Below are 24,861 nucleotides of genomic sequence, written 5' to 3' on the forward strand. Positions count from 1 at the left end.
CTCAGTAGGCGCCGGACATGACGTTCACAAGTTCCTCGCCGGCGGCGTAGCGGTGCAGCTGGTCACGCACCAGACGGTGCGCCCGCGGCCACATCGCGCTGCTCGCGCCCCCGACGTGCGGGGAGATCAGCAGGTTCGGCGCCTCCCACAGCGGGTGGTCCGCCGGGAGCGGCTCGACCTCGGCGACGTCGGTCGCCGCGGAGATCCGGCCGGCGTGCAGCGCGGCGACGAGGGCGTCGGTGTCCACGACGGCGCCCCGGGCGACGTTGACCAGCAGCGCGCCCTCCTTCATGGCGCCGAGGAACGCCGCGTCGACCAGGCCGCGGGTCTCGTCGGTGAGGGGCACGACGAGGACCACGACGTCCGCGTGCGGCAGCAGCGCGGGCAGCTCGCCGATCGGGTGCACGCCGTCACGGGCGCTGCGCGCGACCTTGACCACCTCGACCTCGAACGGCAGCAGCCGGCGCTCGATGGCCTCGCCGACCGCGCCGTACCCGACCAGGAGGACCCGCTTGTCGGCGAGCGCGGGGTGCCAGCCGGTGTTCCACGCGTGCCGGTCCTGGTCGCGCACGAACCCGGGGACACCGCGCAGGCTGGCGAGCGTCAGGGTGACCGCGAGCTCGGCGGTCGACGTGTCGTGGATGCCCCGGCCGTTGCACAGCAGCACGCCGTCGGGGACGTGGGCGCGGACGTTGTCGACGCCGGCGGTCAGCGTCTGCACGACCTCGAGGCTGCTCATCCGCGGCAGCACCTCCGCCACCCGCGGCCCGACCTGGTACGGCGGCACGTAGAACCGCACGTCGCCCACGCTGTCCGGCACGTGCTCGGTCGGGTCGACCACCTCGTAGCGCAGGCCCTCCGGCGGGTCGCCGAGCAGCGCGGGGTCGAACGGCAGCCAGACGAGACGGTCGGTCACGGGCAGAGCCTAGAGTGCCGCTCGACCGCACTCTGGTCGGTCAGCGACGCGACCTGGTCGAGGACGACCCGCAGCCGGGCGCTGTCGTCGGCCGCGGCGTGCCAGTCGTCGGCGAACTGGCGGTCCAGCGCGTCGGGGCCGCGGTCGGCGAGAACCGCCACCAGCTCGGCCAGCAGCTCGCGCTGCCGCTCCATCAGCGCGACGCGGTCGTCGGCCTGCATGACGTAGTGCGCGGCGATGCCTTTCAGCACGGCCATCTCGAGCCGGGTCTGCTCGGGCACCACGAGGTCGGCGGCGTACCGCACGAACGGGCCCTCGCTGGCCGCGAACGTCGCGTGCTGGACGGCCCCGCAGAACCGGCCGATCAGGTCGCTGGTGAGGTTCTTCAGCGCGGCCAGCGAGCGACGGGTGCCGTCGTACGACGCCTGCGGCCAGCTCTCGACGGCCCGCAGCCCGGCCAGGGTGGCGTCGAGCTGGTCGTCGGAGGCGGCCGGGAGGTACCACTCGCGCACGGTCTCCCAGACCGCGGCGGGGTCGAACGTCGTCAGGTCGACGCGGTGCGCGACCACGCCGTCCTCGACGTCGTGCACGGAGTAGGCGACGTCGTCGGCGAGGTCCATCACCTGCGCCTCGAGGCACTGCCGGGAGCCGATCGCGCCCTGCCGCATCCACGTGAAGACCGGCAGGTCGTCGACGTACACGCCGAACTTCGGCGTGACCTCGTTGCGCAGCCACGGGTACTTCGTGCAGGCGTCCAGCGTCGCGCGGGTGAGGTTCAGCCCGGCGCCCTCGGTCTTGGCCTCGAGACGGGTCAGGATCCGCAGGGTCTGTGCGTTGCCCTCGAAGCCGCCGCACGCGTCGCCGACCTCGGCCAGCACCCGCTCGCCGTTGTGGCCGAACGGCGGGTGTCCGAGGTCGTGCGCCAGCGCCGCCGTCTCGGCGATGTCGGGCTGGCTGCCGAGCGCGCGGGACAGGTCCCGCGCGACCTGGGCGACCTCGAGGCTGTGCGTGAGCCGGTTGCGCACGAAGTCGTCGCTCTGCGGGCCGACCACCTGGGTCTTCGCGGCCAGCCGCCGCGACGACGCGGCGTGCACCAGCCGGGCCCGGTCGCGCTCGAACGGCGTGCGCACGGGCGCGTCCACCCGCTTCGGCGGCTCGGGGACGAGGCGCTCGCGGGCGGCGTCGTCGTACAGGTCGTCCATCGGGGCAGACTCTAGGCGTGCGGATCGACACGGCAACCAGCGCCGGTCACCCCGGGCGGCCCAACGAGGACTTCGTGGGGTGCGCGCCGGGCGCCGTCGTGGTCCTCGACGGCGCCGGCATCCGCGGCGCCGAGCACCTCTGCCGCGGGACCGCCTGGTACGCCGAGACCCTGGGGACCGCCCTCCTCGCCCGGCTGGCGCCCGACTCCCCCGCCGATACCCCCGCCGATACCCCCGCTGCTGCCCTGGCCGACGCGATCGAGCACGTCGCCGGGCTCCACCGAGGCACCTGCGACCTGGCCGACCCGAGCAGCCCGCAGGCGACCGTCGCGGTCGCGCGGTTCAGCGACGAGCACGTCGACTACCTGGTCCTGGGCGACACGTACGTGCTCCTCGGTGAGCAGGTCGTCACGGACCCGCGCGAGGTCGACGTGCGCACTGAGTGTCTGACGTCGTACGACGACCGCGCCGACCAGGTCGCGGCGTTCCGGGCCCGCGGGCTCCGGACGACGCGACCGTGGCGTTCTGCGACCTTCTCGCCTGACCTCTCCGGCCCCGCCGGCGCTCACTGGTACGTCGGGTCCGCCCACGGGCCGAGGCTGCGCGAGCGCACCGGCTGGACCGGTCGCGGCGCGGCACTGTGCGGGTAGCCCTCGCCCCAGTTGGTGGGCGTGCCGAGCATCTCGATGCGCGCGTCGTCGGTGTACCAGTCGACGAGGTCGCTGTCGGAGCGCAGGATCCAGGTGCAGCCGAGCTCGGCGTCGGCGGTGAAGTCGCCGTGCCGGACCAGCGGCGGGCGCCAGAAGTAGGTGCCCGGCCACATCTTGCCGAAGCTGTAGTCGAAGCCGCCCTCGAGGCAGTACGCCTCCTCGCTGCACGGGTGGTGTGCGAGCGGGTGCTCGACCCAGCCCGGCTTGGCCTTGATCAGCCGCGTGTAGAACCCGGTCTTCTCGTCGCGGTGCAGCAGCTTGATGTAGAGACCGGGGACCGGCGTGCCGCCGAGGTCGAAGCGCATCGGGCTGCCGTCGACCACGTCGATCCACGGCATCGCCGCGACGTCGAGCACGATCAGCCTCTTGTCCTCGCGCACCACCGGAAGCTGCTCGTCGCCCTCGCCGCACGGCGTGAACGTCCAGTCGCCGTACTCGCGGAACAGCAGCACGACGGTGCCGTCGGCCACCTCGAGCTCCGGGGTCCAGACGCCGGCCGCTGCGTGCCAGTAGCCCTCCGCGCCGAGGACGGTGTCGCCGATGCGCACCTCGCCCTCGAGGACGTACCACTCCGTGTCCGCGGCGTGGAAGCCCGCGGGACGCGACCACGGGCTGGTGAAGTGCACCTTGAGCGAGGCCGAGCCGTCCTCCTCGTCGTAGCAGAGGTTGCGCTGCTTGGCGGTGCCGGTGGCGTGCTCGAACTCCGCGACGTGCCAGATCAGGTCACGCTCGTCGACGGTTTCGACATGGGGGCGCATGGGGCTCCTCGGGTAGTTGACTTACCGATACAAGATGTATTGCTATCACATTGCCGGTACATCTTGTATCGTTTTCAACGTGACGAGGACAGGACGGCCCGCGGGCCCGGCGAGCGACACCACCGCGACCGTGCTCACCGCCGCGCTCGACCTGCTCCTCGCCGAGGGGGCCGGGGCGCTGACCGCGCAGCGCCTCCACCAGGTCACCGGCGTCTCCCGCTCGACGATCTACCGGCACTGGCCGACGCCGAACGACGTCCTCGCCGCCCTCATCGACGTGGCGCCGAGCCCGCGGCGCCAGCCGTCCGGCGACCTCGCCCAGGACCTGCACGCCGAGATCGACGCGCTCTGCGACCGGCTGCGCGACAAGCCGGTGGCCGCGTTCCTCCGAGCCCTGGTCGCGGCCGACGCCGGGCTCCGCCACCGCTACGTCGAGGACCTCCTGGCGCCGGTGCAGGCCGTGCTCCGCGACGCCGGCACACCCCGGGCCGCGGCCGAGGACGCGGTCGCCGCGATCGTCTCCCCCCTGCTCGTCGACGCCCTGCTCCTCGACCGGCCGACGGCCCGCGCCCGCGCGCACCGCGCGGTCGACCTGTACCTGACGGAGGCCGCGCGATGACGAACGTCGTCGGACCCCGCGCCGTGTTCGGCGTGGTCGTGCCCAGCACCAACACCGTCGTCGAGCACGACTACTGGCGCGCCGGGATCGACGGCGTCGCGTTCCGGGCAGGATCGATGTACATCGAGAACCCGACGATGGACGGCGACGCCGGCTTCGAGGCGCTGCTCGTGCAGATCCGGGCGTCCATCGACGACGCCGTGCGCGACGTGCTGACCGCGGAGCCGGACCGGATGGTCATGGGCATGTCGGCGGAGACCTTCTGGGGCGGCGTCGAGGGCAATGCGGCGTTCGAGCGACGGCTCGAGGGGCGCACCGGCCTCCCGGTGACGACCGGCGCCAGCGCGTGCCGCGCCGCGCTGCAGACCCTGGGGGTACGGCGGATCGCGGTGTTCTCGCCGTACCAGCCCGTCGCCGACGTCGAGGTCGGCCGGTTCTTCACCGAGGCCGGGTTCGACGTCGCCGCGATCACCGGGCTGCGCTGCCCCACCGCCATGGACATCGCCCGGGTCGACGAGGCGCGACTGGACGCCCTGGTCGCCGAGCTCGACGGACCCGACGTCGAGGCGATCGTGCAGGTCGGCACGAACCTGTCCTTCGTCGGCCAGGCAGACCGGCTCGAGGCCGCCCTCGGCAAGCCGGTGGTCGCGATCAACGCGGCCACGCTCTGGCACGCCCTGCGCGAGCACGGCATCGCCGACCAGGTCGGCGGCGCGGGCTCACTGCTGCGCGACCACTGAGGACGCTGGGCGTCAGTACGTCGTGACGTGCACGTGGTCGTAGTGGTTGGCCGTCGCCGAGCCGCGGTCGGACATGCCCCGCCAGCCCTCGCCGCCGCGCTCCACCGACCAGATGCTCTGCGCGTAGATCAGGTACGAGACGCCGAGCTCCGCGTAGTTCGCACGGATGAACTCCGCGACCTCCCAGCCCCGGTCGCCGCTGACCATGATGTCGACCGCGATGCCCTGGGAGTGCTCGCCGTCCCCACGGAACGTGCCGTAGGTCGTGATCTCGGGGAACCGCGCGCAGACCGCCTCGTGCACCTTCACGATGTTGGGGCTCACGCCCGACGGCACGCTGGTGCCGTTGGTGCAGTCGCCACCGACCGGCTCGTCCTCGGACAGGTAGCCCTCGGTGACCCACCGGGACTCGCCGTCGACGACGATCTCGACCCGGCCGTCGGCCTTGCGGCCGGTGACGAGCACGGGCTTGCCGGCGGCGATCTCGCCGCGCTGGACGGCGTCCTTGCCCGAGTCGGACCAGAGGTTGAGCGGGGCCGTGGTCCAGAGCTTGGTCTCGGCCTTCTTCACCGCCGCGGCGGTGGCGGTGAGCTCGGCGTTCTCGTCGAAGGCCTTCTGCAGTGCCTTGCGCTCGACCCGGGAGTCGGAGCGGGAGACGGTGTCGCGGGCCATGAGGCCGGCGGAGAGGTCGGAGGCGGCGTCCTGGGCGACCAGGTCACGGGCCTCGGGGTCCGCGGCCAGGACACCGAGGGTCACGGCTGAGACGGTCGCCATCACGGCGAGCGGTCCGGCGACGAGTGCGGCGCGCGGCTTTCGGCGGGCAGTGGTTTCCCGCTTGTGGCGATGTTCTGCCACAGCGCTGATCCTTTGCTGTTGCGTACGGGGGTGCGCCGCCGCCGGATGACCTCCCGAAAGGTCACGAAATGGCAACGACCGGGCCGAGTCAACCACACCCAAAGTCGACGGGGAGAATCGACAATGGTTAAAAGGCTGTGGTTCCGCTCACCCGCCGGTGGTCTCGTCCGCGTCTTCCTGCAGGTGGGAGCCGCTGCCGTCGGCGTCGTCGAGCCAGCCCTCCGGGAGCACGACACGCGCGCGGGGCGAGCCCTGCCGGCCCCGGGGAGAGCCCAGCTCGCTGGCGGGGAACGGCTCGTCCGGATCGAGGTCGGCGAGCAACGCGTCGAGCGCCGCGAGGCTGTCGACCAGCCCGAGCGAACGACGCATCTCACCGCCGGCGGCGAAGCCCTTGAGGTACCAGGAGACGTGCTTGCGGAACTCCTTGCAGCCGCGCTCCTCCCCCATGTGCTGGCACAGCAGCTCGGCGTGTCGCCGCATCATCGCGGCCACCTCACCCAGCGTCGGCAGCGTGGCGACCTCCTCGCCGCGGAACGCGGCGGCCAGGTCGCGGAACAGCCAGGGGCGGCCCAGGCAGCCGCGGCCGACCACGACACCCGCGGCACCGGTCTGCTCGACCATCCGCAGCGCGTCCGCGGCCTCCCAGATGTCGCCGTTGCCGAGCACGGGGATGTCGACGTGCTCGACCAGCGCCGCGATCGCGTCCCAGTCGGCCTCACCGGAGTACGCCTGCGCGACCGTGCGGCCGTGCAGCGCGATCGCCGCACACCCCGACTCCTGCGCGATCCGGCCGGCGTCCAGGTAGGTCAGGTGGTCGTCGTCGATGCCCTTGCGGGTCTTCATCGTCACCGGCACGTCGTACGGCGTGGCCGCGGCCACCGCGTGCTCGAGGATCTCGCCGAGCAGCCCGCGCTTCCACGGCAGCGCGCCGCCCCCACCCTTGCGGGTCACCTTCGGGACCGGGCAGCCGAAGTTCAGGTCGATGTGCGCGACGCCGTACTCGGCGCAGAGGATCTCGGCCGCCTTGCCGACGTACACCGGGTCCGTGCCGTAGAGCTGGACCGAGCGGACGGTCTCGAGCTCGTCGAACACCAGCATGTCCTTGGTGTGCTGGTCACCCTCCACCAGGCCGCGGCTGGTGATCATCTCGCATACGTACAACCCGGCGCCCTGCTCGGCGCAGAGCCGGCGGTACGCCGCGTTGGTGATGCCGGCCATGGGGGCGAGCACCACCGGCACGTCGACCGTCAGGGGACCCAGCGTGAGCATGACCCCTATTGTCTAGGGCTTCTCCGACTTCTTCGAATCCTTGGACTTCTTCGGCTTGTCGGGCTTCGGCGCGACGTACTTCTCCACCTCGCCGGTCCAGGTGATCGGGTTGAACGTCTCCTCGGGGCGGAAGCTCACCGCCTCCAGCTCGCCCCGGTCGGGAGCGAGGTAGACCAGGCACACCTTCGCCGTGTCGCCCGGGGCGAACGGGTCCGGGAACGGCGTGCTCGGGCACGGCTTGAACGAGCTCGCGAACGGCGTGGCCTCGAGCAGGACGTCGTCCTCGTTCACGACGTACAGCGGGACCGGCCGGCCACCGAGGTCGGACTCGCCGACGTTCTCGATCGTGGCGCGCACGTAGTACGGCGTGGACGCCTTCTGCGCGTCGCTCAGCTGCCAGGCCGAGAACGCCTCGATCTTGGTCGTCTCGAGCTTCGTGACCGTGATGTCGAGCGCGCCGACCTGCTCCTGGCGCGGCTCGTAGGCGACCACGGCCGCGTCACCGACCGAGAGCTGGCTGCCCGGCGGGGTCAGGGTGACCCCCGCCGGGACCGGCAGGTACGGCGTCGCGCTGGTGGCGACCGTCGCCGAGGGCGACGGGTCGGCCGAGTCCGAGCCGCCGTCGTCCGTGCAGCCCCCGAGCACGAGGACCGCACAGACCGCCAGGCCGATCGCGGGCGCCTTCATCAGCAGCCGAGGAGGCGCTCGGCGAAGTACGACGTGACGCCGTCGAGCGAGATCCGCTCCTGCGCCATGGTGTCGCGCTCGCGGACCGTGACCGCGTTGTCCTCGAGCGTTTCGAAGTCGACGGTCACGCAGTACGGCGTGCCGATCTCGTCCTGGCGCCGGTAGCGGCGGCCGATCGCGCCGGAGTCGTCGAAGTCGACGTTCCAGCCGGCACTGCGCAGCGCCATCGAGAGGTCCTTGGCCTTGGGCGACAGGTCGGCGTTGCGCGAGAGCGGCAGCACCGCGACCTTGACCGGCGCGAGGCGCGGGTCGAGCCGCAGCACCGTGCGCTTGTCGACGCCGCCCTTGGTGTTGGGCGCCTCGTCCTCGGTGTAGGCGTCGACGAGGAACGTCATCAGGCTGCGCGAGAGCCCGGCGGCCGGCTCGATGACGTACGGCGTGTAACGCTCGTTGTTGGCCTGGTCGAAGTACGACAGGTCCTGGCCGGAGTGCTTGGCGTGCGTCGACAGGTCGAAGTCCGTGCGGTTCGCGATGCCCTCGAGCTCACCCCACTCGGAGCCGGCGAAGCGGAAGCGGTACTCGATGTCCACGGTGCGCTTGGAGTAGTGGCTGAGCTTCTCCTGGGCGTGCTCGTAGTGGCGCAGGTTGTCGGCGTCGATGCCGAGGTCGACGTACCACTTGGTCCGCTCGTCGATCCAGTACTGGTGCCACTCCTCGTCCTCACCCGGCTTGACGAAGAACTCCATCTCCATCTGCTCGAACTCGCGGGTGCGGAAGATGAAGTTGCCCGGCGTGATCTCGTTGCGGAAGCTCTTGCCGATCTGCGCGATGCCGAACGGCGGCTTCTGCCGGCTCGACGTCACGACGTTGGCGAAGTTGATGAAGATGCCCTGCGCGGTCTCGGGCCGCAGGTAGTGCAGGCCCTCCTCGTTCTCGATCACGCCGAGGTAGGTCTTGAGCAGGCCGGAGAACTGGCGCGGCTCGGTCCAGGCGCCGCGGGTGCCGCAGTTGGGACACGCGACGGTCGCCATGTCGACGTCGTCGGGGTTCGCGATGTCCTTCTTCTCCGCGACCTCCTCCTGGAGGTGGTCGGCGCGGAACCGCTTGTGGCAGGACTGGCACTCGGTCAGCGGGTCGGTGAACGTGTCGACGTGGCCGCTGGCCTCCCACACCTGGCGGGGCAGGATGATCGAGGAGTCGAGGCCGACCATGTCGTCGCGCATGGTGACCATGGACCGCCACCACTGGCGCTTGATGTTCTCCTTGAGCTCGACGCCCAGCGGACCGTAGTCCCAGGCGGAGCGGGTGCCCCCGTAGATCTCCCCGCACGGGTACACGAAGCCCCGGCGCTTGGCGAGGGAGACGACCTGGTCGACAGTGGACGGCGGCGGCTTGGCCACGGGTGAGCTCCTAGGTTCTCGGCCGGCTGGCTGCCGGTCGGTTCGAAGGTCTCAGCCTAACGAGCGGACGTCGGTGATGTTGAGATCGGCCCCCGGCTCGGCGGACTCGTACGCCGACGGCTCCTCGATCGCCCGGCTCAAGCAGGCCACGGCGCGCAGCTTCACGTCGTACGACGACAGGGCGCGCCGGTAGCTGCCGACGTTCTCCCACCGCGTGGTGAGCACCCACAGCTCCGGGTCGTCGATGTTGCGCCCGATCTCGCCGCCGACGTAGCCCCGGCACGCCGCCAGCGCCTCGCGCGCGGTCGTGAGGTCGGCGCGGAACGCCGCGCCGTCCGCCACCGCCACCCGGAACCTGTTCACGACGATCACGCCGCCCAGCGTAGTGAGGGGTGTGCCGCGGCCTGGCGGGGCGTGCCGCTGGTGCCCGCCCGAATTGACAATCGTTCTCAACTTCTCTGAGAATCGTTCTCATGAAGATCTACGCCGTCGCGGCCCTGGGGGCCGCCTTCTCCCTCAGTGCGACGTTGAGCGGCTGCTCGGCGTTCGACGACTCCGCCACCTCCGCCGACGGGGTCGAGGTCGCGACGGCGTTCTACCCGTTGCAGTACGTCGCGGAGCGGGTCGGCGGGGACCACGCGAGCGTCGAGAACCTCACCGCTCCCGGCGGCGAGCCGCACGACCTCGAGCTGACCGTGAAGGAGACCGCCCAGGTCGCCGAGGCCGACCTGGGCGTCTACCTGCACGGCTTCCAGCCCTCGGTCGACGACGCCGTCGACACCACCGCCGAGGGCGAGACGTTCGACGTCTCCGAGGCCGTCGAGCTGCGTCCGGCGGGCGAGTCCGACCACGAGCACGAGGACGAGGAGCACGCCGAGGAGGAGCACGCCGAGGAGGAGCACGACCACGGCGACACCGACCCGCACTTCTGGCAGGACCCGCTGCTGATGGCCGACCTCGCCGACGAGCTCGCCGAGCGGCTCGCCGAGATCGACCCGGACCACGCCGACGACTTCAGCGCCAACGCTGCCGACCTGCGCAGCGACCTCGAGACGCTCGACGCGGCGTACACCGACGGCCTGGCCGAGTGCGAGCGGCACACGGTCGTCGTGGCGCACGACGCGTTCGGCTACCTCGGCCGCTACGGCCTGGAGTTCGAGCCGATCGCCGGTCTCTCCCCCGACGCCGAGCCGACCCCGGCCGACCTGGCGCACCTCCAGGAGGTCATCGAGGAGGAGGGCGTGACGACCGTGTTCTACGAGTCGCTGGTCAGTCCCGCGATCGCCGAGCAGCTCGCCAACGACACCGGCGCGCAGGTCGCCGTGCTCGATCCGGTCGAGGGCCTGACCGACGAGACCATCGACGAGGACTACCTTTCCCTCATGGAGGCAAACCTCACCGCCCTGGAGGAGGCGAACGGCTGTTGAGCAGTGTCGTCGAGCTGGAGAACGGCGCCGTCTCGATCGCCGGCCGCCCGATCCTTCGGCACATCGACCTGACCGTGCGATCCGGTGAGTTCGTCGCGCTGATGGGCGCGAACGGCTCCGGGAAGTCCACGCTGGTGCGGGCGCTGACCGGGCTCTGGCCGCTGACGACCGGCTCGCTCAGCCTGTTCGGCACACCGTTCGGGTCGTTCCACGACTGGCAGCGCGTCGGCTTCGTGCCGCAGCGCGGCGGCGCCGCCTCCGGCGTACCGGCCTCGGTCTGGGAGGTCGTCGCCTCCGGCCGGCTGACCCGGCGCAAGCTGCTGCGCCCGCTCGGGCGCGCCGACCGGGCCGCGATCGCCGACGCCCTCGACGTGGTCGGGCTCGCCCACCGCGCACGGGAGAGCGTGTCCTCGCTGTCCGGCGGCCAGCAGCAGCGGGTGCTCATCGCCCGGGCGCTGGCCGGCGAGCCGGACCTGTTCTTCCTCGACGAGCCGACCGCCGGCGTCGACCTGCCGAACCAGCAGGTGCTCGCCGACACGCTGCGCACGATGTCCGGGCGCGGCGCCACGATCGTGCTGGTCGCCCACGAGCTCGGCCCGATGGCGCCGTTGATCGACCGCGCCGTGGTGATGCGTGACGGCCGGATCGCGTACGACGGCTCGCCGCTGGCCAGCGAGCAGGTCGCCACCGCCCACCTCGACGGGCACCACCACCATCACCACCACGAGCCGGACCACCACGACCACGCTCCGCACGTCTCGTCGCTGCTGGAGGGAGACCGGTGAGCGAGTACGTCGACCTCCTCTCGATGGCGTTCATGCAGCGCGCGCTGCTGGCCGCCGTCTTCACCGGCCTGGCCGCCCCGGCGATCGGGACGTACCTCGTCCAGCGCCGGATGGCGCTGATGGGTGACGGCATCGGCCACGTCGCCGTCACCGGTGTCGCCATCGGGCTGTTCACCGGCGCCTCCCCCACCTGGACCGCGGTGATCGTCGCGATCGCCGGAGCCATCGCGATCGAGGTGATCCGCGAGCGTGGGCACGCGAACGGCGACGTCGCGCTCGCGCTGCTCTTCTACGGCGGTCTGGCCGGCGGAGTGCTGATCACCGGTCTCGCGAACGAGAGCGGTGCCCGGCTCAACCAGTTCCTCTTCGGCTCGATCACCACGATCTCGGACACCGATGTGATCGTCACGATGGTCCTCGCGGCCGTGGTCGTGCTCATCTGTGTGGGTCTGGCGCCGCAGCTCTTCGCGGTGGCCCAGGACCAGGAGTTCGCCCGCGTCGCCGGGCTCAACATCCGCGCCTACAACCTGCTGGTCGCGGTGCTCGCGGCCGTGACCGTGACGGTCGCGATGCGCACGGTCGGGCTCCTGCTGGTCTCCGCCCTCATGGTCGTCCCCGTTGCCACCTCCCAGCAGCTGAGCCGCTCCTTCCGCACCACGCTGGGCGCGGCGATGGCACTCGGCACCGCGGCGTCCGTGGGCGGTCTGCTCCTCTCGGCGTACCTCTCCTTCGAGGCCCGCGTGGCGCCGGGCCCGACGATCGTGCTGCTCGCGCTGGCGGGCTTCGTCAGCGCCTGGCCGGTGGGGATCTGGCTGCGACGGCGACGCCGGCTCCGGCAGCCGTTCCCGGTCGTCCCGGTCGTCGCGCACCAGGAGACCGACGAGCACCCGCACCAGCACGGCGAGGACTGCGGCCACGTGGCCGTGCCCCACGGCGACCACGTCGACTACGTGCACGACGGGCACCGGCACGCACCCCATGGGAAGCACTATGACGAGCACTGACCAGACGCCACCGCTTCGGCCCACCAGGCAGCGCAAGGCCGTCGCCGAGGCGCTGGAGTCGTTCGCGGACTTCCGCTCCGCGCAGGAGATCCACGACCTGCTCGGGCAGCGCGGCGAGACCGTCGGGCTGGCCACCGTCTACCGCACCTTGCAACGGCTCGCGGAAGCCGGCGAGGTCGACCTGCTGCGCACCGAGGACGGCGAGGCGATCTACCGCCGCTGCTCCGACTCGCACCACCACCACCTGGTCTGCCGCACCTGCGGCGCGACCGTGGAGGTGGAGGGGCCCGCGGTCGAGCGGTGGACCCGCGCGATCGCGGCCGAGCACGGCTACGACGACGTCAGCCACACCCTGGAGATCTTCGGCACCTGCCGCAGCTGCAGCTAGGCGCCCGCCGGGAGCCGCACCCGGAACACGCTGCCCTGACCGAGCTCGCTCTCGACCTCGATCCGGCCGCCGTGGCCCTCCACGATGTCCTTGGCGATGGAGAGGCCCAGCCCGGCGCCGGCGATCGCCCGGCTCTCAGCCTCCCGGCTGCGGAAGAACCGGTTGAAGAGCTGCGCCACGTCGCTGGGGTGGATCCCCAGGCCGGTGTCGGCGACCTCGAGCACCGCCTGGCCGTCGTCAGCCGCCAACCGCACCTGGACCGCGCCGCCGGACAGGGTGTACTTCACGGCGTTCGACACCAGGTTGTCGACGACCTGGGCGATCCGCTGGCCGTCCCCCACGACCACCATCGTCTCCGGGAGGGCCGCGCTCATCGCCACGCCGGCCTCCTCGGCCGTGCGCTCCACGGCCTCGACGGTGTCGCGGACGACGGCGACCAGGTCGATCGGGTCCCGGGCGAACCCGACGGCTCCCGCGTCGTACTGGGCGACGTCGAGAAGGTCTGCCACGAGCCGGCGCAGCCGTTCGGCGTTGCGCTGGACCGCCGCGACCTGCCTGCGGGCGAGGTCCGACAGCTCCGCGTCGTCCTCGAGGAGCTGGGTGTAGCCGACGATCGAGGTGAGCGGGGTTCGCAGCTCGTGGGAGACCAGCGCGATGAACTCGTTCTTCACCTGGAGCGCGCGCATGAGGTCGGTGATGTCGGTGTAACCGAGCGCCGCTCCTCCGACCGCACCGCTCTCGGTGCGGACCGCCCGCGCGGAGACGGACAGGGCCCGCCGCGCCTCCGGGTCGCGGCCGATCCAGATCCGGAGGTCGTCGAACTCCTCCCCCAGCGAGGCACGATGGCTCGGCGACTGCTCGGGCGTGAGTCGGGTGCGGCCGTCGGCGCCGTACGCCTCGCCGACCTGGCCGGCCCGTCCGCTGTGCCCGTCGGGGAAGCCGATCTCCATGATCTCCTGGTGCCGGCGGTTCATGCCGGCGTACCGGCCGCGTGCGTCGAGGAGCAGCAGCCCGACGTCGACCGTGTCGAAGATGGCCTCGGACACGCGGCGCTGGTGGGCGATCCACTCCATGCTCTCCGCCATCACCAGGGCCGCGGCTCCCGCCACGACCGGGTAGAGGACCGCTCGTGCCGTCTCCACCGGCTCGAGACCGGAGTAGAGCATCGACGGGATCGACACGAGCAGCACGACCGACCCGACGCTGATCAGCACCCCGGTCCGCCCGGCGATGCGGCCCAGCCACAGCGCGGGCATCACGATGAGCAGACCGCTGCCGGGGTCGGGGTCGAGGCGGGCCATGCCGACCGCGGCGAGGTCGAGCACGGCCAGGACGATCGGGGCGTGGGCCGACCGGTCGGGACGCAGGAACGGGGTGAGGACCGCGAGGACCGCGAGGACCGCGAGGAGCAGCAGGGAGGCCATCGGCCAGGAGAGCCACGGCCACCGGGCCCCGAAGGCGAACCGCAGGCCCAGGTCGAGGAGGTACAGCGCGGTGAAGCCGAGCTGGAAGATCCGCGGATCGGTCATCGACGTCGACAGCCAGCGCTCCCTGGCGCTGCTGAGCGTGTCCATGCTCGCCTGTCCCACCTCAGACCAGTCGGCCGGCGAACGCGATGTCTTAGGTCTTCGCGTCAGCGTGGCAGCCGCACGCGAAAGACACTGCCCTGGCCGAGCTCGCTCTCGACCTCGATCCGGCCGCCGTGGCTCTCGACGATCGACTTCGTGATGCTCAGGCCGAGCCCCACGCCCTGGATCGAGCGCTCCTCGGCCTGGCGGGAGCGGAAGAACTGGTTGAACAGCCGGTCCCGGTCGGCCGACGAGATCCCGATCCCGCTGTCGATGACGCACAGCTCGACCCGGTCGACGTCGAGGCCGAGGGAGACCTGGACGAGACCACCGGGAAGGGAGTACTTCACGGCGTTCGAGACCAGGTTGTCGACGACCTGCGCCATCCGCTGCTGGTCGACCATCACCGTCAGCGTCTCCGGCACCGCCACCTGCACCGAGACACCGGCGCGGGCCGCCGCCGGCCCGGCCGCCTCCACGGAGTCGCGCACGACCGCGGCGAGGTCCGTGGGCGCCCGGACCACGTGCATGGGACCGGCTGCGGACTTCGCGGTGTGCAGCAGGTCGGCGACCAGCCGGTTGAGGCGGTCGGTGTTGCGCGCGACGACCTCGAGCTGCGCGACGACGTCGGGCGGCAGGTCCTCACGCTCGAGCAGGATGTTGACGTAGCCGACGATCGACGTGAGCGGCGTGCGCAGCTCGTGCGAGACCGATGCAACGAACTCGTCCTTGACCCGCAGCAGCCGCATGAAGTCGGTGACGTCGGTGTAGGCGAGCGCGGCGCCGGCGAACTCGCCGTGGGGCGAGGCCACCCGCCGCGCGGACACCGAGAGCGCCCGCCGGGTGAGCGGGTCTCCGCCGACCCACATCCGCACGTCGTCGTACTCCTCGCCCTGGCTGGCGCGGTACGTCGGCATCTGCTCGCGACCGAGCAGGGCGGTGCCGTTGGCGTCGTACACCTCGCCGGTCTGGCCGGCCCGGCCGAGGTGGCCGTCGGGGAACGCGAGCCGCATGAAGTCCTCGTGGCGACGGTTGATCCCGCGGTAGGTGCCGTCGGCGGCGAGCAGCACCAGGCCGACGTCGACGGTGTCGAGGATCGCGTCGGAGAACCGCCGTTCCGCCTCGAGGGTCGCGAGTGCGGCCTCGGCGGCGTCCCGGCTGGCCCGCAGCTTCTCCAGCGCGTAGGCGATCACCAGGGCAGCCCAGCCTGCGACCACGGCGATCAGCAGCGCACGCGACGCGGCCACGCCGCTCACGCCCTGGTAGACGATGTTCGGCACGGCCACCAGCACGGCCGCCCCGAGGACGGCGACCCCGGCCCCGCGGAGCCCGAACTGCCGGCCGAGCCACAGCGCGGGCACGACCGCGAGGATGCCGGCGCCACCGACGTCGTTCGACATCCGCGACATCCCGAGCGCGGCGAGATCGAGGACGGGGAGCACGCCGACCGCCCACGCCGGCAGCCGGTGCCAGGGCACGACCAGGGCGGCGACGCACGCGGCCAGGACCAGCCCGAGACCCGCCGCCGGCCACGACCCCGCGTCGACGGGCGTGCCACCGGCGGTGCGCAGCGTCAGGTCGAGCATGAACAGCAGGGCGAAGATGCCCTGCAGGATCGCGGTGTCCGGCTCGTCGGTGAACAGCAGCCGCTCGCGCAAGACCTGGATGCGCCGCCCGAGATGGCCCATGCGTGCGTCTCCTGTCAGCCCTCGGTCGGTACGGGGTTCGGCGCCGCACCGCCGTAGCGCCGGTCACGGCTGGCGAAGACCTCGATCGCGTGCCAGAGGTGGCGTCGGTCTACATCCGGCCACAGTATGTCGGTAAAGACCAGCTCCGAGTAGGCGGCTTGCCAGAGCATGAAGTTCGAGAGCCGCTGCTCCCCCGACGTGCGCCAGACCAGGTCGGCGTTCGCCTGCTCGGGGACGTACAGGTGCTTGGCGAAGGTCCGCTCGTCGATCCTCTCCGGATCGAGCCGGCCGGCCGCGACCTCACGGGCGATGCTGCGCGCGGTGTCGGCGAGCTCGGCGCGACCGCCGTAGTTCACGCACATCGTCAGCGTGAGCACGTCGTTGCCCCGGGTCAGCTCCTCGGCGACCTGCAGCTCCCGGATCACCGACTTCCAGAGCCGCGGCGCGCGGCCGGCCCACCGCACCCGAACGCCCAGCTCGTGCATCTCGTCGCGGCGGCGCCGGATCACGTCGCGGTTGAACCCCATCAGGAACTTCACCTCGTCGGGCGAGCGCGACCAGTTCTCGGTCGAGAACGCGTACGCCGAGACCGCCTTGACGCCGATCTCGATGGCACCCTCGACCACGTCGAACAGGGAGTGCTCGCCCTGCTCGTGGCCCTTGGTGCGGGGCAGCCCGCGCTCCTTGGCCCAACGGCCGTTGCCATCCATGACGATCGCGACGTGGCGCGGCACCAGCTCCTTCGGGATCGCCGGAGGGCGGGCACCGGACGGGTGCGGGGTCGGTGGACGGACGCTGCGCTTCACGGCGGCAGCCTACGGCCGGGTCAGGACGCGAGGCTGGCGGCAGGCAGGGGGAAGACGACCCGGAACTCGCTGCCGCGGCCGGGGGCGCTGTCGACCTCGATCCGTCCCTCGTGCCCCTCGACGATCGACTTGCTGAGCGAGAGGCCGAGCCCGGCGCCCTGGATCGCGCGCCGGTTCGCCTCGTAGGTGCGGAAGAACCGCGTGAAGAGGTGCGGCTGGTCCTCCGCCGAGATACCGATCCCGGTGTCGCAGACCCGGATCACGACCGCGCCGCCCTCGATGCCCGCGACCACGCGGGCCGTGCCGCCGGGCTCGTTGTACTTGAGCGCGTTGGACACCAGGTTGTCGACGAGCTGGGCGAGCCGCTGCGGGTCGCCGGTGAAGGCGAGCGTGTCCGGCAGGTCGGCGGCGAGCACGACGCCTGCCTCCTGGGCCTGGGTCCGGGCGGCGTCGACGCACTCACGGACGATCGACGCGAGGTCGGTGCCCTGCTTGCGCAGCGGCATCGGCCGACCGGAGTACTCGACCTCCTCGAGCAGGCCCTCGACCAGGCGCTCGAGCCGCTGGGCGTTGCGGAACACGATCTCGAGGTGCTTGCGCAGCATCGGCTGGAGGTCGTCCATCTCGAGGTCCATCGACACGTAGCCGATGATCGAGGTGAGGGGGGTGCGCAGCTCGTGGGAGACCAGCGCGATGAAGTCGTCCTTGACCTGCAGGGCGTTCATGAAGTCGGTGACGTCGGTGTAGGACACCGCGGCGCCCAGCCAGTTCCCGTCGGAGTCCTCGACGCGCCGCGACGAGACCGACATCGCGCGCCGGCAGCGCTCGTCCTCGCCGATCCACACGCGGACGTCGTCGAACTCCTCGCCACGCCGGGCCCGGGCGGTGGGGACCTCGTCGACGGACAGGTGGACCTGCCCGGTCTCGTCGTACACCCAGCTCTGCGCCAGGGCGGGGTCCGGGTAGGCGATCTTCGTGTACTCGATCAGCGGCTGGTTGATGAGGATGGCCTCGCCGTTGGTGTCCAGCAGGCACAGGCCGATGTCGACGGCCTCGAAGATCGCCTGCGCGGAGCGCCGGTTGCGCTCGATGGTCTTGAGGGCCAGCGCGAGCTCGGCCTCCCGCGCCTCCGCCCGCGTCTGCGCGGCCTGGGCCTTGGCGAGCGCGGCGCTGGTCGAGAACGCGCCGAAGGCGGCCAGGCCCACCAGGAGGAGAGCCCACTCGACGCTGAGCACGCTGACGCCGCGGTCGACGAGCATCGGAACGCTGACGAAGACGACGACCGAGCCGACCGCGACGGCGGCGCCGCGCATCCCCAGCTCGAGGCCGAGCCAGATCGACGGCAACAGGACCAGCATGGCCGCGAGACCGGCGTCCGACCCCGACACGATCATCCCGATCGCGGCGATGTGGACCACCGCGAGGGAGCGGGCCACGATCGTGATCCGGCGCGGGACCAGGAGGACGGCGATGCTGCCGGCCACACCGATGGCCAGGCCGGCCACGGGCCACGACACCCAGCCGATCGGCCCTTCGTCGATCCGGCGGACGACCAGGGCCGCGATCATCAGGAAGGCGAACGTCGACTGGAGGACGCGCGGATCGGGCTCACCACGGTTCCAGACCAGCTGGGTGACCAGCCATCTGGCGCGTTGAGTCCAGTCGGACACCGGGCCCTCCCTACGTCTCCTGTCGCAGACAGGATCGGCACCCTTTCGGGTGACCTGAGGGCGGGAGGAGAATTCAGCGTTCGACGTACTCGAGCGACTTGAGACCGCGCTCGAGGTGCCAGGCGAGGTACGCAGCGACGAGCGTGCTCGCCTCGCGCAGGTGCCGCGGCTCGGCGGCGTCGACGACGGCCCAGTCTCCCGCGAGCAGGGCACCGAGCAGCGTGAGGGTCTCGGCCGCCGGGCTCGCCGACCCGGGCACCCGGCAGGTGGCGCACAGCACGCCTCCCATCGACGGGTTGAACCAGCGGTGCTGCCCCTCGAGGCCGCACCGCGAGCAGCCCGCGAACGACGGGGCGTAGCCGGCCACCGACAGCGAGCGCAGCAGGTAGGAGTCCAGCACCTGGCCGGGACCGTGCTCCCCCGCCACCATCGCCCGGAGCCCACCGACCAGCAGCAGGAACTGCTGCACCGACGGCTGGCGCTCCTCCGCGACCAGCCGGTCGGCGGTCTCGAGCATCACCGTGCCGGCGGTGTAGCGGTCGTAGTCGAGCCCCAGGCCCTTGGAGTACGGCGTGAGCGTCTCCGCCTGGGTGACCGTGTCCAGGTTGCGGCCCTCGGCGAGCTGCAGGTCGACGTGCGTGAAGGGCTCGAGCCGCGAGCCGAAGCGCGACGTCGTGCGGCGGACCCCCTTCGCGACCGCCCGGACCCGGCCGTGGTTGCGGGTCAGCAGCGTGATGATGCGGTCGGCCTCACCCAGCTTGTGGGTGCGCAGCACGATCGCCTCGTCACGGTAGAGCACCCGCTCATTGTGCCTCGGTGGTCAGGCGCCGGTGCGTCGGCCGCGCCGGGGCGTCCTCCAGCAGCGCGTCGCGAGGTCGATCGCGGCCTGGTCGAGCCGGTCCGAGGCCAGTCGCCACTCCAGGACCGACCGCGCGCGCACCAGCGTGGCCTTCGGCAGCTCCTCGGCGACCATCTGGGCGTCGGCCATCGAGTGCAGCGGGTCGAACGGGTGGCCGACCACCAGCGCCGGGACCGCGATCCGGCGGCGCTCGCGCGCCGACGGGGCGGCCCGGCCGAAGAACAGCCCGTGCAGCAGCGCCGCGACCGATGCCGGTCGCTGGTCGAGCGCGTCGAGGGCGATCCCGGCCCAGAACGGCACGATGCCTCGCGGCACCGGCCTGGTGAGGCGGCGTACCGCCGTGATGCTCAGCGGGAGGAACCGGGCGGCGAGCAGCAGCGGGCCGAACGCCACCACGCCCGCCTCCACGCCGTTGTCGAGGATCGGCGCCTCCAGGATCAGCCCCCGGACCCGATCGGGCGCGATCGCGGCCGTCTCGAGGGCGACGTTGGCGCCCAGCGAGGTGCCACCGACCACCGCCTGGGCGGCCCCGAGGTGGTCGAGGAGCGCGACGACCTGCTCGGCAAATGCCGTGACTGAGTAAGCCTGGGGGTCTTCTGGCCGATCAGAACGTCCGTGACCCAGGAGATCGAGGCTGATCACGTGGAGCCCGGCGCTGGCCAGCACGCGCGCCAGCGGCTGTTGCGACCGCCGGGGCATCAGCTCGCCGGGGACCAGCACGACCCACGCGTCACCGGCGCCGTACTCGGTGAACTCGAGCCGGTCGCGGCTCGACTCGGTCTCGAAGAAGAACTGTCCGATCCGCTCCGACACCACCAACATGCCCACCAGCCTACGGCGACCGGCGGATCCCGCGTGGTGGCTCGCTCTGCGGGGGCAACCTGGCCCACACTGACCCGCATGTCGAGTTCGGGGCCGGGCAAGGTCGGGTGGCCGACCGCCGTCGGGGGCCTCCTGGCGGTCTACCTGGCCGGCGTGCTCGCGATCGCGATCCGGCCCGAGGACTCCAACATCGCCACCTGGTGGCCGGCGGCCGGCATCGGCGTGATCCTCCTGGCCCTGGCTCCGCGGCGGGCGTGGTGGCTCCTCGTCCCGGGCGTCGGCGTGGTGACGGCGGCTGCGAACCTCACCGGCGGCCAGGAGACCGACTTCTCGCTCTGGCTCGGTGTCGGCAACGCCGTCGAGGTGACGGTGGCGACGCTCGTGCTGATGCACGGCCGGACCCGCATCCCGCGCCTGGACTCGCTCCGGACGTTCGGCCGCCTGGTGGCCACTGCCCTCGCGGGCGGCGTCACCATCGCCATGTTCGTCTCGACCGGGTCCGCCCTGCTCGCCGGCGGGGACTGGGTGGTGACCTGGCGCACGGTCGTCACCTCCCACGCCTCCGCGATCTTGGTGGTCGTTCCCCTCGTGATGACCCCGCGGGCCGCGCGGAGCCGGGTCGCGGTCCGGGCCTGGGAGGTGCCGGCGCAGACGATCACGCTGACGCTGGCGACGTTCGCGGTGTTCTCACCCGACCAGACCCTGTCGATCGAGTTCCTCCCGCTGCCGTTCCTGGTCTGGGCGGCGCTGCGGTTCGACATGCGCACCGTCAGCTGGGAGCTCGTGGGCTTCAGCCTGGTCGCCACCTACCTGAGCACCCGTGGCCACGGCCCGATCGGCTACGACTTCAGCCGGGGTGGGCTCGACTCCGCCCAGCTGTCGAGCGTCGTCCACATCTACCTCCTGGCCGCCACGATGCTGACCCTGCCGTTGGCCATCGTCGTGGAGCAGCGCACCGCGGCGCTCGACCAGCTCAGCCGCAGCGAGCTGCTCTTCCGCCGCAACTTCACCGAGTCGCTGGTCGGCATGCTGCTGCTGCGCCGGGGCGAGGACACGCCGTTCGAGATCGTCGACCTCAACGACTCCGCCGCACGCCTGCTCGGCGGGCGCGGCTCCGCGGTCGGCCGTGGGCTGGCCGCGTACGTCGACGCCCGGGAGCCGCTCGACCTGATCCAGTCGCGCCTCGTCGACGGCCGCCTGGACGGCTGGAAGTCCCAGTGCGGCCTGAAGGACCGGCCCGGCGCTCGCCTGCACCTCGCGGTCTCCCTGCTCACCGCCGAGCCGGAGCCGACGTTCTCGGCCCAGCTCCAGGACATCAGCACGGAGTACGAGGCCCGCCGCCAGCTCGAGGCCGCGGAGAAGCTCACCAGCGCCACCCTCGACACCGTCGCCGCGATGGTGCTGGTGACCGACCTGTACGGCGAGGTGGTGCGGGTCAACGGCGCCACCACCGCACTGACCGGCTTCGACGAGTCCGAGTTGGTCGGCGTCGAGGTGTGGGACCTGCCGTTCGCGCCGCCCGGCGCCAGCGGCTACCCCGCTGGCCTGCCGGACGGTCCGTTCGCGCAGGTCGGTCGCGAGTCGGACGTCGTCACGAAGTCCGGCGTCCGATACCGCGTGCTGTGGAACACCGGCTACGTGCGCGACGAGCGCGACCGGCCGACGCACGTCGTGCTCACCGGCACGGACCTCACCGCCGAGCGGACCGCCGCGGGCCTCAACCGGCACATGCTCGAGGCCGCGGCCAGCACGGCGATGATCGGCATCGACCCGCACGGCTCGATCACGATCTTCAACACCGGCGCCGCGAACCTGCTCGGCCTCGACCAGCAGGACCAGATCGGTACGCCGTTCCTCGACCTGCTCGACCCCGCCCAGGTGGCCGAGCGCTGCCCGGGCGCCACCCCGGCCGAGCAGTTCGAGAAGCTGGTCGCCGGTCTCGAGACCGGCGGCGAGAGCAGCGCCCGCGACTGGACGTGGATCGGCGCCGACGGCCGGCCGCACACGGTCTCGATGACCCTCAGCGTCGCCGCCGACACGTTCGCGGCCCGGGTCGGCTACTTCTGCGTCGGTCGCGACGTCACCGAGGCGCGCGCGAGCCAGGAGATGCTGGTGTCCGCGCTGGAGAAGGAGCGGCTCGCCGTCGAGCGGATGCGCCGTCTCGACGAGGCCAAGAACGACTTCGTGTCGACCGTGAGCCACGAGCTGCGGACGCCGGTGACCAGCATCGTCGGGTACACCGAGATCCTCGAGGACGGCGACGTCGTCCGGCCGTCCCCCGAGCAGCTGCCGCTGCTCGAGAGCATCCAGCGCAACGGCCAGCGCCTGATCGCCCTCTGCGACGACCTGCTCACGCTCAGCGGCCTCGACTCCGGCGCGCTGCGGTTCGAGCGGGGTGCGATCGACCTGTCGGAGATCGTGCGGTCCACCGAGGAGGCGGTGCGTCCGCTGCTGCGCAACCGCGACCTCGAGGTCGGCTACCTCGGAAGTCCCGAGCCGGTCCTGGTCCTCGGCGACCGCGGCCAGCTCGAGCGGGTGCTGGTCAACCTGGTCGGCAACGCGATCAAGTTCACCGAGGACGGCGGGCGGGTCGACTGCCGGGTCAGCGTCCACGAGAACGAGGCCTGGCTGGAGGTCAGCGACACCGGCATCGGCATCCCGCTGGAGGAGCAGGCCGAGCTGTTCCAGCGCTTCTTCCGGTCCTCGACCGCCCAGCAGCGGGCGATCCAGGGCACCGGCCTGGGCCTGTCCATCGTGGCGGCGATCGTCGCGGCCCACGGTGGGCGGATCGACGTCCGCTCCGCCCACCTGGAAGGCACGACGTTCACGGTCAGGTTGCCACTGGCGCGCGGTTGACCGCGCTGATGACCGCCTTCAGCGAGGCGGTCACGATGTTCGCGTCGATGCCGACGCCCCAGTAGACCTGGTCGCGGACGAGGCACTCGACGTACGCCGCGGCGACCGCGTCACCGCCGGCCGACAGCGCGTGCTCGGCGTAGTCGAGGACACGGACGTCCCACGAGTGCGGGAGGTCGTTGATCGCGTTCACGAACGCCTCGATGGGGCCGTTGCCCTCGCCGTGCAGCGACTGCAGCGCGCCGTCGACGTAGACGTTCACGTCGAGGGCGTCCTTCTGGCCCGCCGCCGAGGAGGTGTGCACCGAGTTGAGCTTGAGCGGCGCCTCGCGGTCGAGGTACTCGCTGGAGAAGACGTTCCAGATCGCCTCCGGCGTCATCTCGCCGCCCTCGGCGTCGGTGCGCTCCTGGACCACGCGGCTGAACTCGATCTGCGCCCGCCGCGGCAGGTCGAGCTTGTGCTCGGCCTTGAGGATGTAGGCCACCCCGCCCTTGCCGGACTGGCTGTTGACCCGGATCACGGCCTCGTAGGAGCGGCCGACGTCCTTCGGGTCGATCGGCAGGTACGGCGCCTCCCAGGGCAGCTCCGAGACGGGGACACCCTGCTCGGCGGCCTGCCGGTCGAGGTCCTCGAGGCCCTTCTTGATCGCGTCCTGGTGCGAGCCGGAGAACGCCGTGTAGACGAGGTCGCCGGCGTACGGGTGCCGCGGGTGCACCGGCAGCTGGGTGCAGTACTCGACCGTGCGGCGGATCTCGTCGATGTCGGAGAAGTCGATCATCGGGTCGATGCCCTGGCTGAAGAGGTTCATCCCCAGCGTCACCAGGCACACGTTGCCGGTGCGCTCGCCGTGGCCGAACAGGCAGCCCTCGACGCGGTCGGCGCCGGCCATCATCGCGAGCTCGGTCGCGGCGACCGCCGTACCCCGGTCGTTGTGCGGGTGCAGGCTGATGACGGTGTTCTGCCGGCGCGTGAGCTGGCGGCTGAACCACTCGATCTGGTCGGCGTACACGTTCGGCGTCGCCGACTCGACGGTCGCCGGCAGGTTGAGGATGATCTCGCGGCCGTCCTCGGGCTGCCAGATGTCGGACACGGCCTCGCAGACCTCGAGGGAGTACGGCAGCTCGGTCGAGGTGAAGATCTCGGGGCTGTACTCGTAGCCGATCACGGTCGCGTCGAGGTAGCTCTCGACGTTCTTCATGACGATCTCGGTGCCGCGGGTCGCGATGTCCTTGATCTCGTCGTTGCTCGCGTGGAACACGACGCGGCGGAACAGTGGGGCGAGCGCGTTGTAGAGGTGGATGTTCGCGCGGGGCACGCCGACCAGCGACTGCACGCTGCGCTCGATGAGGTCCTCGCGGGCCTGCGTGAGCACCGAGATCGTGACGTCGTCGGGGATCCGGTCGCCCTCGATGAGCTGGCGGACGAAGGAGAAGTCGGTCTCGGAGGCGGCCGGGAAGCCGACCTCGATCTCCTTGTAGCCCATCTTCACGAGCAGGTCGAACATCTTCATCTTGCGGGCCGGGCTCATCGGGTCGATGAGGGCCTGGTTGCCGTCGCGCAGGTCGGTGGAGAGCCACCGCGGCGCCTGCGTGATCACGGCGTTCGGCCAGGTCCGGTCCGGCAGGTCGATCGGCGGGAAGGGGCGGTAGCGCTCGAAGGGCATCCCGCTGGGCTGCTGCTGGGGAATCGTCATGAGGTCCTCGCTGAGGTGGTCGGTGAGGTCCGGCGCACGCACTCACTCCGCAGCGAGGGGGTCCGGCTCTGGCTCAGACCTCGCTGCGGCAGCGAAGGAGGAGGCTGCGCATCATGATGGACTCACAGTAACGGATCCG

The 24,861-nt window shown here is 71.6% G+C and carries 23 protein-coding genes; 8 read left to right on the plus strand and 15 right to left on the minus strand.

What is annotated here, in order from left to right; all coding sequences use genetic code 11:
- Window position 1: 1 nt before the first annotated feature.
- Window positions 2-916, minus strand: a complete 915-nt coding sequence (locus tag ABD875_RS08505; RefSeq protein WP_345173365.1) for a 2-hydroxyacid dehydrogenase — start codon at window positions 914-916, stop codon at window positions 2-4.
- Window positions 913-2,118, minus strand: a complete 1,206-nt coding sequence (locus ABD875_RS08510; RefSeq protein ID WP_345173368.1) for a deoxyguanosinetriphosphate triphosphohydrolase — start codon at window positions 2,116-2,118, stop codon at window positions 913-915. The genes ABD875_RS08505 and ABD875_RS08510 overlap by 4 nt, the downstream gene beginning before the upstream one ends.
- A 17-nt stretch (window positions 2,119-2,135) precedes the next feature.
- Here ABD875_RS08510 and ABD875_RS08515 point away from each other — a divergent pair, with 17 nt between their 5' ends.
- Complete coding sequence (locus ABD875_RS08515) at window positions 2,136-2,768, plus strand: protein phosphatase 2C domain-containing protein (protein WP_345173371.1); 633 nt, start codon at window positions 2,136-2,138, stop codon at window positions 2,766-2,768.
- On the opposite strand, the gene ABD875_RS08520 is transcribed toward ABD875_RS08515, so the two are convergent.
- On the minus strand, window positions 2,684-3,586 hold the full coding sequence (locus tag ABD875_RS08520; RefSeq protein WP_345173374.1) for a DUF4437 domain-containing protein: 903 nt from the start codon (window positions 3,584-3,586) through the stop codon (window positions 2,684-2,686). The genes ABD875_RS08515 and ABD875_RS08520 overlap by 85 nt on opposite strands.
- Window positions 3,587-3,665: 79 nt before the next feature.
- Here ABD875_RS08520 and ABD875_RS08525 point away from each other — a divergent pair, with 79 nt between their 5' ends.
- Both ABD875_RS08525 and ABD875_RS08530 read left to right on the plus strand, forming a co-directional pair.
- Window positions 3,666-4,205, plus strand: coding sequence for a TetR family transcriptional regulator (locus tag ABD875_RS08525; RefSeq protein WP_345173376.1), 540 nt, complete (start codon window positions 3,666-3,668; stop codon window positions 4,203-4,205).
- Window positions 4,202-4,945, plus strand: coding sequence for a maleate cis-trans isomerase family protein (locus ABD875_RS08530; RefSeq protein WP_345173379.1), 744 nt, complete (start codon window positions 4,202-4,204; stop codon window positions 4,943-4,945). The genes ABD875_RS08525 and ABD875_RS08530 overlap by 4 nt, the downstream gene beginning before the upstream one ends.
- Window positions 4,946-4,957: 12 nt before the next feature.
- On the opposite strand, the gene ABD875_RS08535 is transcribed toward ABD875_RS08530, so the two are convergent.
- The 5 genes from ABD875_RS08535 to ABD875_RS08555 form a co-directional block, all read right to left on the minus strand.
- The gene (locus ABD875_RS08535) at window positions 4,958-5,800 is read right to left on the minus strand and encodes a VldE C-terminal domain-containing protein (RefSeq protein WP_345173382.1); all 843 of its coding nucleotides are present in this window, start codon (window positions 5,798-5,800) and stop codon (window positions 4,958-4,960) included.
- Between the two features lie 147 nt (window positions 5,801-5,947).
- Window positions 5,948-7,069, minus strand: a complete 1,122-nt coding sequence (gene dusB / locus ABD875_RS08540) for a tRNA dihydrouridine synthase DusB (RefSeq protein ID WP_345173385.1) — start codon at window positions 7,067-7,069, stop codon at window positions 5,948-5,950.
- A gap of 12 nt (window positions 7,070-7,081) precedes the next feature.
- Window positions 7,082-7,756, minus strand: a complete 675-nt coding sequence (locus tag ABD875_RS08545) for a DUF4352 domain-containing protein (protein WP_345173387.1) — start codon at window positions 7,754-7,756, stop codon at window positions 7,082-7,084.
- Complete coding sequence (locus tag ABD875_RS08550; protein ID WP_345173391.1) at window positions 7,756-9,156, minus strand: glycine--tRNA ligase; 1,401 nt, start codon at window positions 9,154-9,156, stop codon at window positions 7,756-7,758. Before ABD875_RS08550 ends, ABD875_RS08545 begins: the two co-directional genes overlap by 1 nt.
- A gap of 51 nt (window positions 9,157-9,207) precedes the next feature.
- Window positions 9,208-9,528, minus strand: coding sequence for an antibiotic biosynthesis monooxygenase family protein (locus tag ABD875_RS08555; protein WP_345173393.1), 321 nt, complete (start codon window positions 9,526-9,528; stop codon window positions 9,208-9,210).
- A 101-nt stretch (window positions 9,529-9,629) separates the two neighbouring features.
- Here ABD875_RS08555 and ABD875_RS08560 point away from each other — a divergent pair, with 101 nt between their 5' ends.
- The 4 genes from ABD875_RS08560 to ABD875_RS08575 are packed head-to-tail and all read left to right on the plus strand — an operon-like array spanning window position 9,630 to window position 12,760.
- Entirely contained in the window at window positions 9,630-10,583 is a 954-nt protein-coding gene (locus ABD875_RS08560) for a metal ABC transporter substrate-binding protein (protein WP_345173395.1), read from the plus strand.
- Window positions 10,580-11,368: a metal ABC transporter ATP-binding protein gene (locus tag ABD875_RS08565; RefSeq protein WP_345173398.1), complete on the plus strand. Its 789-nt coding sequence runs from the start codon at window positions 10,580-10,582 to the stop codon at window positions 11,366-11,368. Before ABD875_RS08560 ends, ABD875_RS08565 begins: the two co-directional genes overlap by 4 nt.
- Entirely contained in the window at window positions 11,365-12,372 is a 1,008-nt protein-coding gene (locus ABD875_RS08570) for a metal ABC transporter permease (protein WP_345173401.1), read from the plus strand. Before ABD875_RS08565 ends, ABD875_RS08570 begins: the two co-directional genes overlap by 4 nt.
- Window positions 12,359-12,760: a Fur family transcriptional regulator gene (locus ABD875_RS08575; RefSeq protein WP_345173404.1), complete on the plus strand. Its 402-nt coding sequence runs from the start codon at window positions 12,359-12,361 to the stop codon at window positions 12,758-12,760. The genes ABD875_RS08570 and ABD875_RS08575 overlap by 14 nt, the downstream gene beginning before the upstream one ends.
- Here ABD875_RS08575 and ABD875_RS08580 read toward each other — a convergent pair.
- The 6 genes from ABD875_RS08580 to ABD875_RS08605 form a co-directional block, all read right to left on the minus strand.
- Window positions 12,757-14,334, minus strand: coding sequence for a sensor histidine kinase (locus tag ABD875_RS08580; protein ID WP_345173407.1), 1,578 nt, complete (start codon window positions 14,332-14,334; stop codon window positions 12,757-12,759). The two genes, ABD875_RS08575 and ABD875_RS08580, sit on opposite strands and share 4 nt — an antisense overlap.
- Window positions 14,335-14,393: 59 nt before the next feature.
- Complete coding sequence (locus ABD875_RS08585) at window positions 14,394-16,016, minus strand: sensor histidine kinase (protein ID WP_345173410.1); 1,623 nt, start codon at window positions 16,014-16,016, stop codon at window positions 14,394-14,396.
- Between the two features lie 14 nt (window positions 16,017-16,030).
- Complete coding sequence (locus ABD875_RS08590; protein ID WP_345173413.1) at window positions 16,031-16,822, minus strand: isoprenyl transferase; 792 nt, start codon at window positions 16,820-16,822, stop codon at window positions 16,031-16,033.
- A 20-nt stretch (window positions 16,823-16,842) separates the two neighbouring features.
- Window positions 16,843-18,492: a sensor histidine kinase gene (locus ABD875_RS08595; protein WP_345173416.1), complete on the minus strand. Its 1,650-nt coding sequence runs from the start codon at window positions 18,490-18,492 to the stop codon at window positions 16,843-16,845.
- Between the two features lie 73 nt (window positions 18,493-18,565).
- Window positions 18,566-19,291 carry a DNA repair protein RecO gene (recO, locus tag ABD875_RS08600; RefSeq protein ID WP_345173419.1) on the minus strand — a complete coding sequence of 242 codons (726 nt, stop codon included), beginning with the start codon at window positions 19,289-19,291 and terminating at the stop codon, window positions 18,566-18,568.
- Between the two features lie 21 nt (window positions 19,292-19,312).
- Window positions 19,313-20,173 (minus strand): alpha/beta fold hydrolase, encoded by an 861-nt coding sequence (locus ABD875_RS08605; RefSeq protein WP_345173422.1) that lies wholly within the window; start codon window positions 20,171-20,173, stop codon window positions 19,313-19,315.
- A 78-nt stretch (window positions 20,174-20,251) separates the two neighbouring features.
- On the opposite strand from ABD875_RS08605, the gene ABD875_RS08610 reads away from it, so the two are divergent.
- Complete coding sequence (locus ABD875_RS08610) at window positions 20,252-23,029, plus strand: ATP-binding protein (RefSeq protein ID WP_345173424.1); 2,778 nt, start codon at window positions 20,252-20,254, stop codon at window positions 23,027-23,029.
- On the opposite strand, the gene leuA is transcribed toward ABD875_RS08610, so the two are convergent.
- Window positions 23,004-24,722 carry a 2-isopropylmalate synthase gene (gene leuA, locus ABD875_RS08615; RefSeq protein WP_345173427.1) on the minus strand — a complete coding sequence of 573 codons (1,719 nt, stop codon included), beginning with the start codon at window positions 24,720-24,722 and terminating at the stop codon, window positions 23,004-23,006. The genes ABD875_RS08610 and leuA overlap by 26 nt on opposite strands.
- Window positions 24,723-24,861 lie beyond the last annotated feature (139 nt).

It is taken from the genome of Nocardioides caricicola, from assembly GCF_039541135.1.
Taxonomy (GTDB): Bacteria; Actinomycetota; Actinomycetes; order Propionibacteriales; family Nocardioidaceae; genus Nocardioides; species Nocardioides caricicola.